This is a genomic window from Pseudoalteromonas sp. ABE4_541, from assembly GCF_056312285.1.
Window position 1 is genome coordinate 64,454 of sequence record NZ_JBSVEM010000005.1, and the last position, 20,129, is coordinate 84,582.

At 41.6% G+C, this 20,129-nt stretch carries 16 protein-coding genes; 11 read left to right on the plus strand and 5 right to left on the minus strand.

Going from position 1 to position 20,129, the window contains the following annotated elements:
* The first annotated feature begins 132 nt into the window (after window positions 1-132).
* The 4 genes from ACW689_RS06635 (at window position 133) to ACW689_RS06650 (ending at window position 3,767) form a co-directional block, all read left to right on the plus strand.
* Window positions 133-828, plus strand: a complete 696-nt coding sequence (locus ACW689_RS06635) for a response regulator transcription factor (RefSeq protein ID WP_476289574.1) — start codon at window positions 133-135, stop codon at window positions 826-828.
* Window positions 825-2,219, plus strand: a complete 1,395-nt coding sequence (locus tag ACW689_RS06640; protein WP_476289576.1) for a sensor histidine kinase — start codon at window positions 825-827, stop codon at window positions 2,217-2,219. The genes ACW689_RS06635 and ACW689_RS06640 overlap by 4 nt, the downstream gene beginning before the upstream one ends.
* A 72-nt stretch (window positions 2,220-2,291) precedes the next feature.
* A complete protein-coding gene (locus tag ACW689_RS06645) occupies window positions 2,292-3,167 on the plus strand; it encodes an aspartyl protease family protein (RefSeq protein WP_476289578.1) in 876 nt (291 codons plus the stop codon).
* A 189-nt stretch (window positions 3,168-3,356) separates the two neighbouring features.
* Complete coding sequence (locus ACW689_RS06650) at window positions 3,357-3,767, plus strand: GNAT family N-acetyltransferase (protein WP_476289874.1); 411 nt, start codon at window positions 3,357-3,359, stop codon at window positions 3,765-3,767.
* A 24-nt stretch (window positions 3,768-3,791) separates the two neighbouring features.
* On the opposite strand, the gene ACW689_RS06655 is transcribed toward ACW689_RS06650, so the two are convergent.
* Both ACW689_RS06655 and ACW689_RS06660 read right to left on the minus strand, forming a co-directional pair.
* The gene (locus ACW689_RS06655; protein ID WP_476289580.1) at window positions 3,792-4,604 is read right to left on the minus strand and encodes a substrate-binding periplasmic protein; all 813 of its coding nucleotides are present in this window, start codon (window positions 4,602-4,604) and stop codon (window positions 3,792-3,794) included.
* A gap of 63 nt (window positions 4,605-4,667) precedes the next feature.
* Window positions 4,668-6,551 carry a methyl-accepting chemotaxis protein gene (locus ACW689_RS06660; RefSeq protein WP_476289582.1) on the minus strand — a complete coding sequence of 628 codons (1,884 nt, stop codon included), beginning with the start codon at window positions 6,549-6,551 and terminating at the stop codon, window positions 4,668-4,670.
* 175 nt (window positions 6,552-6,726) lie between these two features.
* On the opposite strand from ACW689_RS06660, the gene ACW689_RS06665 reads away from it, so the two are divergent.
* Together ACW689_RS06665 and ACW689_RS06670 are read left to right on the plus strand one after the other, a co-directional pair.
* Window positions 6,727-7,800 carry a porin gene (locus ACW689_RS06665; protein ID WP_476289584.1) on the plus strand — a complete coding sequence of 358 codons (1,074 nt, stop codon included), beginning with the start codon at window positions 6,727-6,729 and terminating at the stop codon, window positions 7,798-7,800.
* A 126-nt stretch (window positions 7,801-7,926) separates the two neighbouring features.
* Entirely contained in the window at window positions 7,927-8,904 is a 978-nt protein-coding gene (locus ACW689_RS06670; protein ID WP_476289586.1) for a porin, read from the plus strand.
* Between the two features lie 18 nt (window positions 8,905-8,922).
* Here the strand turns inward: ACW689_RS06670 and ACW689_RS06675 are convergent, their stop codons facing one another.
* Window positions 8,923-9,234, minus strand: coding sequence for an ATP-binding protein (locus ACW689_RS06675; RefSeq protein WP_476289588.1), 312 nt, complete (start codon window positions 9,232-9,234; stop codon window positions 8,923-8,925).
* Between the two features lie 306 nt (window positions 9,235-9,540).
* Between ACW689_RS06675 and ACW689_RS06680 the strand changes: the two genes are divergently transcribed.
* The 5 genes from ACW689_RS06680 (at window position 9,541) to ACW689_RS06700 (ending at window position 17,799) form a co-directional block, all read left to right on the plus strand.
* The gene (locus ACW689_RS06680) at window positions 9,541-10,653 is read left to right on the plus strand and encodes a response regulator (RefSeq protein WP_476289590.1); all 1,113 of its coding nucleotides are present in this window, start codon (window positions 9,541-9,543) and stop codon (window positions 10,651-10,653) included.
* A 99-nt stretch (window positions 10,654-10,752) separates the two neighbouring features.
* Window positions 10,753-11,796: an HD domain-containing phosphohydrolase gene (locus ACW689_RS06685; RefSeq protein WP_476289876.1), complete on the plus strand. Its 1,044-nt coding sequence runs from the start codon at window positions 10,753-10,755 to the stop codon at window positions 11,794-11,796.
* 72 nt (window positions 11,797-11,868) lie between these two features.
* The gene (locus ACW689_RS06690; protein ID WP_476289592.1) at window positions 11,869-14,577 is read left to right on the plus strand and encodes an ATP-binding protein; all 2,709 of its coding nucleotides are present in this window, start codon (window positions 11,869-11,871) and stop codon (window positions 14,575-14,577) included.
* A gap of 46 nt (window positions 14,578-14,623) precedes the next feature.
* A complete protein-coding gene (locus ACW689_RS06695; protein ID WP_476289594.1) occupies window positions 14,624-17,272 on the plus strand; it encodes a hybrid sensor histidine kinase/response regulator in 2,649 nt (882 codons plus the stop codon).
* Window positions 17,273-17,397: 125 nt separating this feature from the next.
* Window positions 17,398-17,799, plus strand: a complete 402-nt coding sequence (locus tag ACW689_RS06700) for a hypothetical protein (protein ID WP_476289596.1) — start codon at window positions 17,398-17,400, stop codon at window positions 17,797-17,799.
* Window positions 17,800-18,147: 348 nt separating this feature from the next.
* Here ACW689_RS06700 and ACW689_RS06705 read toward each other — a convergent pair whose 3' ends face one another.
* Window positions 18,148-19,398: a sensor histidine kinase gene (locus tag ACW689_RS06705; protein ID WP_476289598.1), complete on the minus strand. Its 1,251-nt coding sequence runs from the start codon at window positions 19,396-19,398 to the stop codon at window positions 18,148-18,150.
* A 2-nt stretch (window positions 19,399-19,400) separates the two neighbouring features.
* Window positions 19,401-20,111, minus strand: coding sequence for a response regulator transcription factor (locus ACW689_RS06710; RefSeq protein ID WP_476289600.1), 711 nt, complete (start codon window positions 20,109-20,111; stop codon window positions 19,401-19,403).
* Window positions 20,112-20,129: the final 18 nt, after the last annotated feature.

Genomic DNA, 20,129 nt, shown 5'->3' on the forward strand with positions numbered 1-20,129 from the left:
ATCGGAGAGCAAAAACAAAGCATTGAGCAGCAGAGCTCTCTCATTGTTCTCGGGTTATGACATATTTAACTTGCCGATGTATATCATCTGCAAGTTAAAGCCGTTTTGCGTCTAATAAAGTAAGTAAATTCAATGCCTAATACGTACTCAGTGCTCTATATTGAAGATGATCCAAGTAGCGCTGAAATTTTGAGCCTTTACCTGCAGCATCAAAGTCTAAACGTGGTTCACTGTGATAACGTTGATGATGCCGTCAGAGCATTAAACAACTTCACTTTTCACTTGGCTATTCTTGATATCATGCTGCCAGGTGGTGATGGTCGAGACATATTAAAAAAGACTGTTTCTCAAAACATCCCCACCATCATGGTCACAGCCAAGGTTGCAGAATCAGACAGATTAACTGGCTTTGATTTGGGCGCTGACGACTATATTTGTAAACCATATAGCCCCCGAGAAGTAATTTCGCGGGTGCAAGCACTGCTCAAAAGAAGCTATAAAGGTCATCAGAACAACGTTCTACACTATGCACACTTGTCTTTGGATGTCACATACAAAACCGTTCACCTAGGCGAAGAACCTGTGTCTTTAACGTCCGTCGAGTTCGCGCTACTTGAAACACTAGCAACGACACCGAACAAGGTATTTTCCCGTGAGCAACTAATAGAATCTATTTGGGGCAATGATTCCGAAGTAACTGACAGAGCGGTTGATACACATATGGCCAACTTAAGGAAAAAACTAACAGATAATAAAAAAGATCCACAATTCATAGCCACACGTTACGGGCAAGGTTATCAGTTTATCGCGAAAAAGAGCGTGCCATGAAACTCAGAACCAAATTCACGCTCTTAGTGACGTGTTGCACGTTAGCGTTATTAGGTGGTTATTATCAGCTAACCAAATATTCCGCAGAAAAAACATTTATCGCCTTTAATCAGCAAAGCGCTACCATTTTGAGTGACACCTTACTCGACGATGATGAGGTAGAAAACGCTATAACAAATCAGCCTAAAAGTCTTCCTCCAGCTCGGGTGGTAGAGCTACTGCATCACCAGTTTCCAGACAATCTGTTTTTAGTTTTGGATAGCAATAATATGCTACATACCTCAGCTATCAGTAACATAGTGCTTGAGGTGGAACATACCGCACTTAATAAAGGCTATCAGTTTACAATTCACTCTGCACAAATACCCACTATGGTGGTGCATTTAAACAGAGCACAATTAACGATTAGCACCTACAAGGGCCCGTTTCATGTGTTTTGGCTGCCAAAATCTATTTTCAAACGTCGTATACAGCAACATGCATTAAAAAATGAATTGCTAGATGACTTTATGCTCAACCTACTCTTTTTGTCTTTTATCGCGGCAATACTATCATGGGCAGGCGCTTGGTATTTTCTATCCCCACTGAAGCGTTTAAAGCAAAGTTTTAAACAAATCGAGCAAGGCCACTTAGATACGCGTTTAAAGGTCAATAGGGCCGATGAAGTGGGAGAGATCATAAAAAGTTTTAATAACTTAGCGGCATGGCTACAAGGGTTGCATCAACAGTACAAGCAGATGAACTCCGATTTATCTCACGAACTCAGAACACCGCTCAATGCTGTTCGCTCTCGTATTGAAGCCATGGAAGATGGTATTTTGCCACTGGATCAAAAACAGCTTTCGATTATCAACCAAGACCTTACAAATATAAACCGCATTATTGATGACTTATGTTTAATTTCACTAACCGAGTCAAATCAACTATCACTCAACATGGCATCGATAAACTTGAGTAAACTACTCACCGAGTTAGTCGAGCGCTTTGATGAGCGAGCAGTTAAACAGCAAGTAAAGCTAACTTGCAATATTGAGCCAAACTTATTCGCAAATGCAGACTCTGGACGCCTCAAGCAAATCATGATCAACTTGCTCGATAACGCGTTCAAATATGGCGCTGACAATGGTCATATTGATGTAAGCCTAAAACAACTCGAAAGCCATGCAATTATTACCGTCAAAGATAATGGCCAAGGTATGTTACCTGAGCAAACCGAACAAATATTCGAGCGCTTTTATCGGGTTGATCAAGCACGCAGCGATAAGCAAAGTTTGGGGCTTGGATTGTCAATTTGTAAGCAACTCACGGAGCTAATGCATGGCTCAATACGCGTAGAAAGCCATGTAAATCAAGGCACTCAGTTCGAAATAAAATTATCTTTGCAATCTTGATAATTCCCTGACAATTGCGCTGCATACTCACCTCAAACAAAACGATAACGAATAATCGAATGAGGTGTCACGATGAAAACACTAATTGTTAGTTCTTTAGCTTTACTTGTTTGCGCTTGCAGCTCTGCACCCAAAGAAGAAACTTCCGCAACTTTTCCACTTGCTTTCACTGAAAAGGGTCATGCATACGTCAACGCATCCGTCGGCAATATCAATGATTACCCAATGATTTTAGACACCGCAGCCAACATCGGTGTGATACCGAATACTTTATTAACGCAACTGGATATGCCAAAAGACGCAATGAAAAAAATGGATGTGCAAGGTGCTGGCGGTTCACATGTCTTAACGTCGGTCAAAGTGCCCAATACCCAAGTCGGACAATTTGCCAGCCGTGACTTAACCTACGTGGTACAAGATTTAAAAGGGTTAGAAGTCAAAGATGGGATAGTGCCTGGTATTCTTGGCCACGGGTTCTTATCTCAATTTTGTGCCATTATTGACTTCAAACAAGCCAAATTAACCTTGCAAAAAACCAGTTGTACCAATGCCCAAACTCAAGGTTTAAAGAGTGCTGATTTTAGAATAGAAGATCACTTCGTTAAAATTGATACCTACTTCAACGGCCAGCATGTAGATAGTGTACTCGATACAGGCTCGCCAACAAATTTTATTAATTCAACATTAGCCGATAGCTTAAACTTAACATTGCTAGAAAAAGACACTTCAAAAGGGCTACATGCATCAAAAACAAAAAAGCAAAAAATTTCCTCGCTTAACTTTGCTATTGGTGAACATATACAAACCAGTACCTCAAGTTTCGTGTCAGACATGCCCGTATTTAAAGCGCTTGGCTATGAAGGTAAACCGTTCATTCTCCTTGGTCTTAGCAATTTTACAAACAACAAATTGGTCTTAGATTATACACAAAATAAGCTTTACTTTTAGGGCGTGTTGTTCAGATACATCAACATCTCGCTGCCATTTTGTAGGAAGGAATATCGGAGCAAGCAACAAGCGAAAAACTCGCAATATGGCGCAATAAACAAACGATAGCTCAAGGTTAAAACACTGTTTATTTGTACATGTCATTATTGTATGCTCCTTACTCATTTTAATTGCGAAGGAGCATACATGATGACTTTTCATTTCGAAGAAAAGGCCCCAAGTCCAAATGAGTTTTGCGCTCTGCGTGTTAAAGCCGGCTTGTCAGCAAAGTCTTTACAAGCCGCAACGATTGGACTGCCAAACAGCCTATATGCCATTGCTATCCGAGACAAAGGTGCACTCATCGCCATGGGCCGAGTGGTGGGAGATGGCGCTTGTAACTTCGAAATCGTAGATGTCGCCGTCGATCCGCAATACCAAGGCCAAGGATTGGGCAGAAAAGTAATGGAGCACATAGACCGTTATTTGTCTGGTGCCGTTGTTGACGGTTCCTATGTTTCAATGATTGCAGACGAACCTAAGTTTTATGAAAAACTTGGCTATCGACTCGTTTCCCCTGCAAGCTATGGCATGACCAAAAAGTTTTCTTCGACTACTTAACCAGAATAAATGGAGCTTAGCCTGCTATTTATCAATGCCCATTTCAATCGCTTGATTTGCGAGTACAGTCTGTAACGCTTCGTCCATCTGTGCAACAAATTCATGTTTAAAGGGAAATTTATCCGTCGCATTTTTTAAGTAGCCAATGTGTGCAGTCCGCCTTAGTATAACTCTGTCTTCAACCAGTTCGCTCAAATCCACTTCTGGGTGCACTCGTTTAATGTTGCTCATGCCAAGTAAAGTCGACAGCTTGTCATTGATATAACAATCAATGCGCTTTTTAGCCAACTTCATCACATTCGAAAAGGTGTCTTTATTCTCCCACAGCTGAATTTTTTGCTGGCGCTGCGCTTGCTTCATCGCGTCGTCCAAAATTAAATAGCCCGCGTTAAGGCCCACATTAATAGGCACTGCAGTGGTATCTCTATTTTCAATATTCTTTAATGTTATGCCTTTATTACAAAATGCCACAACCTGCTCTTCCAGAAGTGGCACAGAATAAGGCCAGATAAATGGACGCTGCTTAATGTGCTTGTAAGGGGGCATAAGCGCAAAGGCCTCCCCGTGTTCTAATGCTGCCACACCTCTTTTCCACGGCACTGGGTGAAATTCCACTAAGTACTTTTTATCCATGAGCGCAATCGCTTGCTTTACTAAATCAACGTATATACCCACAGGCTCGCCATTACTCACATAGGTGTACGGCGGATAACTATCGTCAATCAAAATCGTCACACGGTAAAGCGGTTCAGCATAAGAAGAAGGCGTAAACAGTATTAATGAGCAACTCATCAACACCATGATCAGTGTATTGAACGCACTATTGAAGACACGCATCTGTGACCTTTTTTACAAAGCTCTTTAGCAACCTAGCACGATCGCACATAATCTAAAGGCATCCTATAGAGTAAACTTAGAGAGCAAGCTTTCTTGCTCGTGTGCGTGCTCAGCAAGTTTGTCGCTGGCACAATATTGCTTGTCTGCGAAACTCCCTACTTCCACGCTAATATCATTAATATAGTTGGTGTTTTTATTGATTTCTTCAATCACCACACTTTGCTCTTCAATCGCTGTCGCGATTTGAATATTTCTATCCATCAACTCTTTAACCGCTTCTGTAATCTCATTGAGCATCTCGGTTGCATGATCCGTTTGAGATACACATATTTCAGTTTTATCGCGACTGCTTCCCATAGATTGTTGTACTTGACTTGATGACACCTGAATTTGGTCGATCATAGCCTTAATCTCTGTGGTTGACTCTTGTGTTTTTGACGCCAGTGAACGCACTTCATCTGCCACGACTGCAAAGCCACGCCCTTGTTCACCAGCCCGTGCGGCCTCAATTGCAGCATTTAAAGCGAGTAAGTTAGTTTGCTCAGCAATACCATTAATCACAGACAGAATATTCTCAATGCTCTGGCTATACTCAGCTAGCTGAGTACTGAGTTTATGGGATTGTTGAATGTCTTCAGACAATGCCGTGATTTGACTTTTTGCTTGTGCAAATACGGTTTGTCCCTCAGCCGTTTTATCATTCACTGAAGTGATTGCGCTGGCTGCCTGTTGCGCATTACCAGCGATCTCCGTCGATGTGGTGCTCATTTCATGCATCGCAGTCGCTAAGTTTTCGATCAAGCTAACCTGCTCGTCTAGTTTTTTCATGGAATCAGACGCCAGCACTTTGGCAGAATCGCTGCTGGCCACAACGGTATCGGCTCGCGATTTAACATCACTGACCAATTTTTGCAGTGACGCTAAAAACAAGTTGAATTGGTGCGCAACCACCCCGCATTCATCTTCGTTAATGATTTTAAGTCTGCGCGTCAAATCACCCCCTCCGCTGGCCATTCCTGTGATGGCATGCTCTAGATCCTTAAGCGGTTTGAGCAGGTGAAGCGCCAAAGCCCGAATACACACAACACCAAAAAAGACAGCGAGCACTGAAATGATTAACGAGTTTAGAGTGATGTTAGATAGTGTTTTATAAGCCAATGATTTATCAATTAAAACAGCTAAATACCAGTTAGTACCAAACTGATTATCCAACGCGTGAAGATAAAATAGCTTGGTGCCATCTTTGGTTTTCACTTCAGTTAGCTGTTCAATATGCGTCATCGACAATGCAGTATAGATTTGCTGTAACTGTTTACCATTAAACTCATTATTTTGGTGCGTTACCACAGTGCCATTGTCGTCAACTAAGAACGCGTAACCTGTTTTGTCAAAATTCACTGCGTTCACGCTTTTAGCTATCACATCTAAGCTTAAATCCCCCCCTAAAACGCCTTTCAGGCGACCATTTACATTCACGGGCGACACCACAGACAGTAATAATTCACCAGTAGATGCATCACTGTAAGGACTGGTGAATGTGGTTCTTTGCTCATCTTTACCGAGCTGATACCAAGGTCGCTGCCTAAAATCGACGCCAGCAGGGTTTTTCCTATTAGGATCATTGGAGCGCAATTGCGTTTCGTTTTCTAACGTACCGAATACGAGTAAAAATTCATCTCGAAAAAAAGGAGCGTTTATTTTGGACTGAAACGAATCAACACTAAAGTCTTGCGCTATCAAACTACCCAGCAAAGTGATTTGATTGGCTTTGCTGGCAAGCCAATTATCAATACTGATCGCCAATAAAGCCGAGTTATCGCTAACATAAGCATGTGTTTTCGCTTTCATCGATTCACTGACAAACCAATAGGTCGACAAAGTAGTGATACTAATAATAATCAAGATAACGATTGCAGACGTAAGAGAGAACTTAGTGCGGATTTGCATGTTGCTGCCTGAACAAAAATCATACTATTCGACAAAGTGTTGACTATAATTTGGCTATTAGCAACTATCCGAAGTATCTACAATGCGAATTAATCATCAATTTTATAATCTGCTCTTTGCCTTTTTATTTATAACTGCATGCAACTCAAGTAGTGCTTCAGAGCGAAAGGTGACGATGGCTGACATTGAGGCCTTAGAAGCGCAACTGGCACAATTGAAAGCCCTCTTTTTGCAACAAAATAAACCTACGCCCTCTTCTGAAGAGCTAAAAAGTGCAACAACACCTTTGGCTAAAGGCAAAACGACTCAACCACAAAGCGACAAAACCTTGGTGGATGTTTACAGTACAATCAGGCCCACTTTTGGCGTGCTTAAGCAAAATGATGATAGTAATTGGGATGTAAGAGATGCGCTCTCTCATACCGGTTTCAAGGTCACGCACGAGTTTATGCCAGGCTGGAAAGCCGAGCTCCATGGCGAGTGGGGCATTGACCTATCGAACGAAGGTAATTTTGGCAAATCTCGCCGAGCTTATACCGCACTCTCAACACCTTATGGTCGCTTTGGCATTGGTAAACAAAGACCTGCTCAATATTTATTTATCGCCGAATACGTGGATATTTTCAATCACTCCAGTAGCCCCTTTGCCTACGATCCAGAGAGCATTTTCTTCATCGATAACTTGTTGAGTTACCGTTATGAAAGTGGACCGTTCACTTTTGTTGCTGTGGGTCAGTTTGATGGCGAAGATGGCAGCAATCAAAGCGATTTGTTTAATACCGGCCTAAGCTATGACCGAGATGGTCTTCACGCAGCCATTACCTTCCAGCAAAATGATGTTTATGATAATGCACTTCGTTTGGGAAAAAACCGTATTTGGGCAAGCTCGCTGGCATATCAGTTTACTAAGCGCTTTTATGGCGCGGTATCTTATCAAGACAAAGATTATCAACGAGAGGGGACTGCTTTATCTCGACAAGGCCACACTTTTGACTTGTCACTCGCCTATCAACTCGCCCGGCATTATAAACTCAAAACCGGTATTTTCGATTTTGAAGATGGTTACGCCAGTCATGATGGGAATAATCAGAGTTTTGATGGCTTCAATATCACTTTAGAGTGGCTACCGACGCCGCCACTGCGCATACATCTTGAGTACCTTAGTAAATCATTTGATAACCAAGACGAATTTGACTCAATTTCTATTGGCTTTCGGTACGACTTCAAACATCAGTGGCAATTTGAGTGATCATGCCTTGCATTTGAAAGGCAAAAAGCTGGCATGCTTATGGCACGTCTTTAACTGAGTAACACAATGAAATTCAACATAATATATTGGTACTACCCTTTATGCTTTGTGATTTTTATGAGTTACATGAATGATGCAAAAAGCAACCACACCAAGCTTCCTGTAAGCGAGCGACCCGCAACCACAGCGGTTGTTTATACGGTCATAAAACCAATGATGAATGTCGTGGTTCCGCACTCGTCCAGTACTTGGTATTTGCGCGACGAATTATCATTTAGTGGCACTAAATTTATTCATCAACATGCCAAAGATTGGAGGAGTGAGGTACATGGCGAATGGCGAACAGGGACCTCAGGTGACAATCAATTTGGTAAATCGAGACGGGCTTACGCTGCCATCGAAAGTCCCTTCGGGCGTCTAGCGTTTGGTAAACAACGCACCGTAAGCTTTGATTTTTTTGACAAATATTTAGACTTTTTTAATCACGCAAACAGCCCCGACAATCTGCCGCCAGAAATGCTGTTCTTTATTCGTAACATGTTGTCTTACAAATATAGTTATAAGAACTTCAATGTTGTTGTTGCGAAGCAGGTTAATGAATCGGTTGAAAGTAACTTGGCTGATATTTTTGAAACTGGCATTAGTTATGACTTCAATGGCGCTCATGCCTCATTAACCTACCAAGAAAATGGTGTTTATAATCAAGGTATACACCTTGGCGACAATATTATTCGTGGCGCACTGCTCGTTTACCCAATTAGTGAAAAATTTTATGGATCAATAGGGTATGTAGACCGTGATTACCAACGTCCAAAGGGGTTTACCGTACGAACAGGCCATGCGTTAGACATGTCACTTTCATACGCCGTGCTCAACGATGTAAGACTCAAAGTGCGTACGACCTATTACGACAATGGACGAGCCGCGACACACCCGTTAAATAAAAGCTTTAAAGCGGTGCATACAACGATAGAATGGCAGCCTACATCTCCTTTAAAAATTCACTTTGAATTCATCAATAAATCATTTGATAACCAAGCACATGAGAACATTTTTTCCTTAGGTATCAAATACAAACTTATAAAACGCTGGCAGTTTGACTAAACTTCCATTAAGTCCTTATCAACGCAAAAATTCAACATAAAAAGTGGCCCCACCATAGCGGTTCTTACACTCGACGTGTAACTTTGCATTATGAAACTCAGCAATTTCTTTAACGATAGCGAGACCTAGCCCACTGCCCGTTAGTGCCGATTGCTCTTGACGCCAAAATCGCTCGAATAACTTTTCAAGATATTGCTCATCGATGCCTGGACCATCATCTATCACCTCAACCGTATTATGGGTGGCTTTGACAAGCACACGCGCTATTCTGATTCTGCGAGTCCACCAAGGACGAAATAACGCGCGCACGACTGCAAGAGATTTAAACATTTTAGCTTCCTTCTTTAATTGCAAAGTAATGAGTGCAGATGTCACTCGATTGGGTTTATGGGATTACAATAAGCCCGCAAACTTTCTCGAAACTTACAAGTAAGATTTTTTAAATAGCAATAAACACCAATGCTTTTCAATCAGAAAAAAAACAAAAACTTAAAGTATTAGTCACGCAATTAATCTATGCAGTTGGATATATCGATAGCTCAGCTCAAGGCCCATTTGAAGAATTTGCTAGATAAGTTTTTTTTGACTACCTTTTAACTTCAAACACCTGAAAGCTTTAATGAAAAAGGACAGGCCGTGAAGATACTATCGGTTGACGATAACCCACAAAACAGAGCACTTATCGACCGTGCGCTACAAAAACAATTTCAAGTTGTATCGTCAGACGGTTCAGAACCCATTATTGAGCTAATGCATACTAATCAGCCTGATGTTGTGCTCATGGACATTATGTTGGGACAAAGCTATACGGGCTATGATCTAGTCAAAGAAATTAGAAAGAACCCGCTTTACGCCGAGTGCGAGATCATTTTTATATCAGCCCTAACATCAAGCGACGATAAACTCACCGCGTATGGCTGCGGTGGTGATGATTATATCTCAAAGCCCGTCGACTTTACTGAGCTACACCAAAAGTTAAAACGAGTTGAGCTGAGAATTGCAGAACGCGATTCTCTAAAAGAACAATATGAAATGGCGTCAAATACCGCGTTTACGTCAATGCAACAAGCCAACGAACTAGGCGCGCTCGTGACCTTTTTTACGGAAAACTTAGAAGTGTCCGACATGGCCGTATTATTTAAAAATATCAAAAGTTACTATGCCAATGCGGGGGTAAATTGCTGTATCGAATTTCGACTTGGCAACGAAGAGTATCAATTTCCAGAGCAAAGCATCACAGATCTTGAGCGTGAGATATTAGAACTCGGTCGCAAGGCCAAACGCATTGTACCATTTGGTGCCAACATACTTTTTAACTCACCTTTTTGCTCAATGTTGGTCAAAGGTATGCCCTCTCATGACGACGAACTTCTTGGTCGTACAAGAGACAATTTTGCCATTTTACTCACTATCGTAGATAGCAGAATAGAATTTATTGAACAACAGCTAGAACGGGAAAACATACGTAAAAAAGCGCTCAATGAGTTGAAAAATCAACTTGTAGATGATTTCGCCACGATTAAAAGCTTGTGTGAAAACCAAGATACTCAAATTACCAAACTTGTTCATGACTTAGCCCAAGCTATTCAATTGAAAATCAACACGCTTGGCTTAGATGAAGATCAAGAATCTGAGTTAATGAGCCTTGTTGATGAAACCAAAGATATAGTTGAAGAAACCCTTGGGCTGTCTTTTGTGATTGAAGACAAGCTATACAACATTACCCAGCAATTAAAAACGATTGAGTAACGTTCAGCGAGCAATTTTGACCGAGTGTTCTAATATGAAATTAAGCGTTATCTAAACACTAGAATGTGAGCATAAATAGGCATTGATATTGTGAAAAAAATGAGAGAAGCCTCAGTCATATTAGCAATTGATGATAACCCTACCAACCTTAAATTACTTAAGAGGCTGCTCAACGCTAAAGATTACGAAAACGTTCATCTATTATCTGACTCTCGTTTATCTGTAGAAACTTATCAAGCACTTAGCCCAGATCTCATTTTACTCGATATCAATATGCCACATATGAATGGCTTTGAGGTAATGGACGCGTTGTTTGCACTAAAAGGTTCCCTTATCGCGCCAATTATTGTGATTTCCGCTCAACATGGCAGCGAGAGTACTATCAAAGCGCTAGAAAAAGGTGCTAGAGACTACATCACAAAACCTTTTGAGAAAAATGAGCTATTGATGCGAGTGAGAAACCTGCTTGAAGCCCATTTGGCGCACAAAATGATTAATGATCAAGCATACGTGCTTGAGCAGATGGTGTTAACTCGGACCAAAGAACTTCATGATACCCGATTAAGTGTTGTACAAAGGCTCGGTATGGCCGCCGAATACAAAGACGAAGAAACGGGAAATCACATTTTAAGAATGAGCCACATTTGCAAATTACTCGCCCAGCAATTGGGGTGGGATGAACACGAGGTAGACCTTATTCTCAATGCTAGCCCCATGCATGATATTGGCAAAATAGGGATCCCAGATGCCGTATTGTTAAAGCCTGGCAAGCTGACTCCTGATGAATGGGTTGTCATGAAACAACATGCCACGATCGGTGGTCAGCTTTTAGAAGGTGATGAATCTGATCTCATGCTCATGGCTAAAAATATTGCGCTTGCCCATCATGAAAAGTGGGATGGCACTGGATATCCTTTAGGGCTAAAAGGCACTGACATTCCAATTGAAGGGCGAATTGCAGCGATCGCAGATGTGTTTGATGCACTCACGTCAGAACGACCCTATAAACATGCTTGGAGCGACACACAAGCTGTTGAATATATAAAAGCAAACAACGGTACGCATTTTGACCCTAAATTAGTTGCACTCTTTATTGAAAACCTTGAACAAATTATCGCAATAAAAAGCCATTATCAGGACTGATCTTGATGAACTCTGGTTACCCTATCTTTGTTTGTAAAGTCGCCAAAAGTCTATGACAAAGGAGTAAAATAAGTGTTCTCTGTAAGTAAACTAATACGTCAGTTAGAAAAGCTAGAACCACTGCTATACGTCGATACCGATGTAGATGTGGATAATTTGCCTCAAATTGCAGATGACATACTCAACCCTCTTTATGACAGTATACACGCATATTGCGATTCAGAGCATGATGCGATTTACCCAAGTTCATTGCTGCGAACGAACCTTGTTATGCGATTGCAAGATTTCCAACAAGCGCCCAATTTAGATAAAGCCAAAACGTTAATACGTAATATTCGAGCCATCACAAAAACGCTATCGCAACAAACAGTGATCCCCAAAAGTATGCGAGTAGATATTTTTCCTACGGAACACAAAGGCACACTCGGGCGAGCTATCATCATTGATGACATTGGTAATGAAAGGCAGCGTTTAACAAATCTATTAAAAAGTTCAGGATATGACGTCATCGCCTTGGAAAATACCCAGAGCCTGAAGCATATGATAAAGACGAATGAGCTTGTAAACGCCATACCTTTAGTTATTTTAAAATGGAATGACCAACTAGACAGCCCAGAACTGGCTGCGACCATAGATGACATAAAAACCCTTCAGCATAAACACGACGCGCTTGTATTAATGGCTGAGGCAATGGATGTTGAGAAAAGACTGGGGCTGTTAAAATCAGGTATTGATAGACATATCCAACTTCCCTGCCAAGAGCACTACATCACCTCTTTACTGAGCACACTGATTGAAAAAAATGATACTGAACCGTATCGTGTATTATTGGTCGACGACAGTGTCGCTTCACTGCAATTTCACAGTGTAATGTTACAGGATCAAGGCTTTGAAACATATGAGTTTTCCGATCCTATCAAAGTGTTAGAACAAATAGACATCCTATATCCCGATGTGATCATTCTCGATTTCCACATGCCTAAAATTATGGGACCAGAACTCGCTACCTTACTGCGTGAGCACCCTCGATTTGTAGACATTCCCATCGTATTCCTATCCAGTGACTCAACCTTAGCATCACAACTCTACGCATTAAAGACAGGGGCGGATGACTTTTTAATGAAACCTGCAGAACATGCTCGTTTTTGTGGTGCGATCAACGTGCGAGCGAGACGCTTTCGACTAAAGCGAGCTTTGGAAGACGATTTACAAAAAGAAATGCGCGAGCGTGACAAAGAACACCTAGCCATTAACTCACATGCTATCGTTAGCATCACAGACAAAAGAGGCGACATCATTTATGTGAATGACTATTTTTGCCAAATAAGTGGGTTCGCTCGAGAAGAGTTAATTGGTAAAAATCACAGACTTGTTAAGTCAGAAATGCACGATGAAGCCTTCTATAAAGATATTTGGCGCACGATTGCACATGGCAATATTTGGCGAGGCGATATTTGTAACCGACGCAAAGATGGCGGTATTTATTGGGTCAATTCCACCATAGTACCGCTAGCAGGTGAAAATGGCCATCCCACACAATACGTATCAATCCGAACCGAGATCACCGCCAACAAAATGCTACAAGAAGCATTAAAAGCGATGGTGATCAGTACATCAACAACTATTGGCACGGAATTTTTCGCTGAAACTACACAGGGCCTAACTTTTGCGACGGGCGCTTCCAGTAGTTTTATCGCAGTACCGAGTGAAAAAAGAGGCTATGCGAAAACACTATCATTCTTTCATGAAGGCGAGTTTTTAGAACAGCGAGAGTATCAACTAAAAGGCTCTCCATGTGAACAAATACAAAACGGTGGTGTATGTTTTTTTGAGGAAAACGTTGCCGAACGCTTTCCCGATGACCCTTGGCTCGCAGACAATAATATTGAAGCCTATATTGCCGTCCCTTTAGCCACCGTGGGAGGTGATTTACTCGGTTGTATCGGCCTCATGAGCGATACGAAACTTTACAACAGTGAGTATATCAAGTCATTGCTGGCTGTTTTCGCCGATAGAGTATCACTAGAGCTTATGCGCGTGCAAAATGAAGACCGTTTAGTACAAGCAAAAGAAGAAGCCGACAGAGCAAACCGTGCTAAATCCGAGTTTTTATCCAATATGAGCCATGAACTGCGCACACCTTTAAATGCAATTTTGGGATTTGGCCAGCTACTCGAATCATCCGAAAGCCTAACTGAAGAAGACACCGAGGATGTTGCAGAAATACTCAAAGCCAGCCGTCATTTGCTTAATTTAATTAATGAAATATTAGATTTATCTAAAGTAGAAGCAGGGAAGTTCAAAATCGACAACAAACTCAACAATGTGACTAAAATTATCGTAGAGTGTACTCGGTTAGTGGAGGCAGATTGCGCAAAACAGGGATTAACTTTAAAGGTTGAACAACTAGACTCTATTTCTGCTCATTGTGATCCTCTGCGCTTAAAACAAGTACTACTCAACATACTTTCCAATGCCATTAAATATAACAGTGAGAATGGCCGGATCATTGTGAAAGCCTGCGATGGGAAGCAATACTGTGATATTTCAGTGACCGACACAGGCGTAGGGATTGCGGAGGAGGATCTGGACAAACTTTACGAGCCATTTAATCGATTGGGCGCTGAGCAATCAGAAACGGAAGGGACAGGCATCGGTCTAACCTTAACCAAAAAGCTTGTGCACCTCATGCACGGAGAGCTATTTGTTGAAAGTGAACCAAGCGTTGGTAGCACTTTTACCATCAGGCTATCAGTAGATAAGCCATCGACGCTCAAATAACAGAGATTAAATAACAATATGATCAATCTAATGCGTGTATTCATTTATGAAATGGCTTAACTCTTTACCCTACCCTTATGTAATTGCGTTCATCTCATTGCTATTTTTTTCAGTGCTTTATTCGTTTGTTGATCAATATAACGCCAAATCAACGACTAATATCACAGAGCAAAAAAGACAGCTGCAAGGTGAACTCGACAAACTGAATACACTCATAGTTGATAGCAAAAATGCAAAAATGGTGTTCACAACTTGGTTATCTGCGCGCGAACACCAAGTTGATCTTCATGAGTATTTAACGACACCCAATGGCGAAAATATTGTTAACGCAAGTGAACATTTAAGTGACATAGATTCCGATGCTTTAATAAGCAAAGAGCTACTTTTAAACCTAAAGAACGCATCTACTCTGATCACTAAAACTGACGCGTGGCTTAGCGGCACAGTAAAAACATGTGACCAGTTAAAGCAGTGCTATTTTTACGTACAGCACCGAGCGCTGCCCGTATCAAAACAAGCTTATAGTGTCACTTTCTCAGCCTTGGCAGCCATTTACATCATTGTTTTAGTACTTTATTTAAAACTTCGCTTTAGCAAGCTCAAGCAAGCCATTGGCCGGTTTGCAGATCTGGAAGACAACGCTCAGTTGCCAAAAAAATTCAATGATGACTTAAGTGCACTAACCTCTGTTATTGACACAGCACAGCTGCAATATAGAGCAAACCAATCGCAACTGGCCAAAGAGCTCGCAAAATTTGATGAACTTTCTTCTCAACTACAATCTCAATATGCTCGGCTCTCGGCGGTCATTAACACAGTCATCGATGGCATCATTACCATAGACAAAGACGGTACTGTTGAAACTTTTAATCCCGCGGCTGAACGTATTTTTGGCTATCAGGCCAAACAAGTCATAGGTAAGAATGTCAAAATGCTCATGCCAACCCCATATCAAGAAGAACATGATGACTATCTACAAAATTACCTCACAACCGGTAAGAAAAGAGTGATTGGCTCAGGAAGAGAAGTCGTGGGTCAAAAAGCCGATGGTGAATTATTTCCGATGGAGCTATCCGTTAGTGAAATGAATGTAGATGGTGAGCGCATGTTTACTGGGATCGTTCGAGATATTTCCGATATAGCAGAACAAAAATCATTATTAAACGACCAAGTATCTCGGATAAAGGCGATCATTGAAACCGTTATTGACGGTATCATTACCATCGATGAGCAAGGGGTTGTCGATAGTTTAAACCCCGCAGCGGAAAAAATCTTTGGCTACAAAGAACGAGAAGTGGTTGGCAATAATATTAAGATGTTAATGCCTTCGCCTTACCAACAGGAACATGACCAATATTTACACAATTATCGCACCAGTGGTATTAAGAAGGTGATAGGCTCAGGCCGAGAGGTGTTAGGGCAAAGAAAAGACGGCTCTGTCTTTCCTATGTCACTTGCTATTAGCGAAATGAACATAGATAACAAACGAATGTTCACGGGTATTGTACGTGACATTACAGAACGTAAAAAATATGAAACCGCGCTCAATCAGTATAGAGATACCTTAGAAGAGCAAGTTGAACAGCGTACAGCGCAATTAGAGGCAGCCTCTCAACAAGCACAATCGGCCAATGAAGCGAAATCTAAGTTTTTATCTCGTATGAGCCATGAATTAAGAACTCCATTAAATGCGATCATTGGCTTTACACAAATACTTGAAGACGAAACACTCACCGAATCTCAACAAGATAGCCTTAAAGAAATTGCCATTGCAGGCAAAGATCTCATGTCGATGGTCAATGATATTTTGCAGATCACCGCCATTCAAAGTGGCGACTTAAACCTCAGTAAAGAAGAAGTCGCGCTCAATGATGTCATTTCTGAAGCCACTAAGTTACTTGCACTAGATGCCAAAGCCAAAAACATCACAGTGCAATTTAATTGCCAGTCTCAGTACTTTGTAACCGCTGACTATTCAAAACTTAAGCAAGTACTGACAAGCTTAATCGACAATGCCATTCAATATAACCAGCCAAATGGCTCTGTAGAAATTGATATAGCGGTAGAAGATGACAAAGTTAAAGTCAGCATTACTGATACCGGTAAAGGTATCAGTACTGAGCAGTTAAAAACTATCTTTGCACCTTTTGAGCGTGTATCGGATGAGCATTCTGGCGAAGAAGGCATTGGCATTGGCTTAACCATCGTCAAGGAGTTAGTAGAAGCGATGGATGGGGAAGTGGGTGCGTTAAGCACGTTAAAACAGGGCGCGACCTTCTTCTTTACCTTACCACTGCTACGCGAAGTTGAGTCCCACGTGGATACCTGTTTACACGTTTTATATATTGAAGATAATGCAACCAATCGCAAACTGATGAAACGCCTCATAAATAAAATCGATAATATCGATTACCATGAAGCCATTGATGGCACGTCTGGGATCGCCGCAACCAAACAGTATCTCCCCAATTTGGTGTTGCTGGATATCAACTTACCCGATATGTCTGGCTATGATGTTTTTAAAGCCCTTCGAGATGATGACAGCACCAAAAATATTCCTGTGGTAGGGGTATCTGCCAACGCCATGGAATCGGACAAAGAAAAGGCCAAAGAGCTGGGCTTTACAGACTACATAACTAAACCCATTGAGCTGGATGAATTAACCGCGAATATTGAAAAGCTGATCGTGAGATGATTTGTTTGGTTTGGTTAGATTTGATCGGTTGTTGTGGGCGAAGGACGGCCGGTGTCAGATACCTACCATACGATGTATGCCTGCTAGCAAGGTCTTACTATAAACAGCTTTTTACATAGGTGATTATGGAAGAAATTCGAAAATATCATGAATTAGCAAAAGATGCAGGAAATAGACTTAGAGCGTATATATTGTCAGTATCTTCTGGTGCGACAGGTGTATTTTTTCTTGCTCTAACAAAGACTGAAAAAGCACCATTGGCATATTCAGAAAAATGGCTTTTATCAATCGCATTGCTGTCTTTTGTTATTACCGTATTTTTATGTTTGTATGAGCTTAGAGTGGACGCGAAGAGATTTTTTTCATTAGCCAAAGAACTTGAGAAACCAAAATCTGAACAACGTTGGGAACAAAATAAGAGCTACAAGTCTAAGCGCTATTGGTTAATCCATATGTCTTACGTAACTCTGGGAATAGCGATAATTTCGACTTGTGTTTACCTAGTACTCAAAATCATCGGTACATAAAATAAATTACAGAAGCGAATAAATAACAGTCTATAAGTTGAGTTATTCCTAAGTAAATTCATCATTTTTTTGTCGGATGGCGTGACTTCGCCACTTATCCGACCTACTCCGATTAAATGTAGGTTGGATAAACCGAAGGTGCCATCCAACAATTTGGCATGTCACAACTAGCCTTAAATGGGCATAGCGGAGAATATTGGAACGAAAAGTCGGTTTCTGGTATGTATCCGTTTGTTAAATTTTTTGATGCCCGCGTTTCTGATTGAAGTTCTAACTATCGTACGAATCACTGTCGAATGGCGTAGCTTCAGCTCTATTCAACGTTTAAATCACATCTCACCTGCTATTTCACTGCGCAAATACCACTTCGACACGCGTGCCTTTGTCATCACTTGCTAGGGTGTAACCCAGTTCGAGTTGCTCACATAAGCGCTTAACAATATTCAAGCCCATCCCTAAGCCTTGACTTTGCTGCCCTTTAATTCCGGCATCAAACACTTGCTGCTGGATGTGTTGTGCTATGCCAACGCCGGTATCTTGAATACACAAGGTCTCCGCCTTATAGGTTATATGAATTTCCCCCTCAACCGTGTATTTAAAAGCATTACCTAGCAAATTATTGAGTAAAATCAGTAGTGATGTTTGACTGATAGACACTTCGGCGTCCTTGGCAACCTCAATTTTTAAATCAATTGACTTGCCAGCAAGGTGCTCGTATTGCTGCAACACACTTTGTTCAATTGCACTGAGTAGTTTGGCTTTACCGTGCCCTAAGTTATCTTCTCTCGCCAGTGCCAAAAGCAAGCTCAGGCTTTGCTCTATTTGTTGTTGTGCTGAGTCTATTCTCGTTACAAGGGATTGCTGCTGCTCATCCAAAGCTGTTTGTTTGAGTAGCGTCAATGCGCCTTGGCTGACGGTGACGGGCGTTCTGAGTTCATGTGACACATCTCGAGTGAAATTCTGCTCACGCGTAATAAAAGCGCGAATACGAGCAAGCGCCGCTTCTAGGGTAGTGGCGAACGTGCCAATTTCATCATTTTTAAAATGCTTCGCAAAGCCTTGAGGTAGTTTATCCACTGGCGCGTTATTTAGTATCACCATTAAATTATCGAGAGGCTTCAGTAAACGCTTGGCGATTTTATAAGACGCAAACCCCATGACCATAGCAAGGGTTGCTGCTACCGCAAACACAATCAACAGAAAGTAAAACATGCCCTCTTTGATTTTGCGCACCACTAAGTGATCGCTCACTTGTGCAATTAAAAAGCCATGTGATAATTTCATTAAATGAAAATGCTGTTCATCTTCACCAGAAAACTCGACCCGCTCAGGCTCTTCTTGCAAGCGCTGTTTTATTGAGGCTGGCAATGCTGACGGCTCGGCTGCATAGCTGATAAAGGTTAATTTGGGTTGAGGCGTTTGCCCATTTTTTAGTTGGACTTCGGCTAAGAGCGCCTCATCTTTCAATAAATCATAAAAAAACTGATCTTCAATATTGTAAGCAAATAAAAAGCTGGTGACGCCAAATAATAAGCTGGTGAGTAACGTACTGCCCACAAAATACAAAATGATGCGGTTGCGCAATTGAGCCGTTTTCATCGTTACCCCTTACTCTTCGAGTGAGCACAAGGAATATCTAATGCAAAGCCCACGCCATGAAGTGTTTTAATCACCGGATGCGCAAAAGGCTTATCAATAGCTTTGCGCAGCTGATAGAGGTGTGATCGCAACGCATCCGAATCGGTGGGCTCATCTCCCCAAATTTTATCACACAGCTCACTGCGACTAATCGCTCTAGGGTGTGCTTCCATAAGCGTTCGCAAAATTTTTAATGGTAGTGGTTGCAGTGTGATTTCAATACCCGCCCGAGTCACTTGATGTGTTTGCTTATTAAAACAAATATCACCGATTTCTAGCTCGTGCGTAGTATTGAGGGTATGTCGTTGCGTTAATACATTACAACGCACCCACAGCTCTTCGAGTGCAAAGGGTTTAGTTAGATAATCATCCGCGCCATGCTCAAAACCCACCAGCTTATCTGACAAGGTATCTCTGGCCGTTAACATGAGTACTGGAATATGCCTATCGGCTTGCGCTCTGAGTTGTTTGCATACAGCTAAGCCGTCCATTTTTGGCAGCATCAAATCAAGTACGATGCAATCATAGTAATGCGCAAGCGCCAGTGATAAACCTTGCTCACCATGACTCGCAAAATCGAGCACCGCCCCTTTTGCCTCAAAATAGTCGGCGATATTACGACTAATATCAGGCTGATCTTCTACCAGTAGTATTTTTAGCTGTTCTGTAGGCATAAGTACTTCCTAATGGTG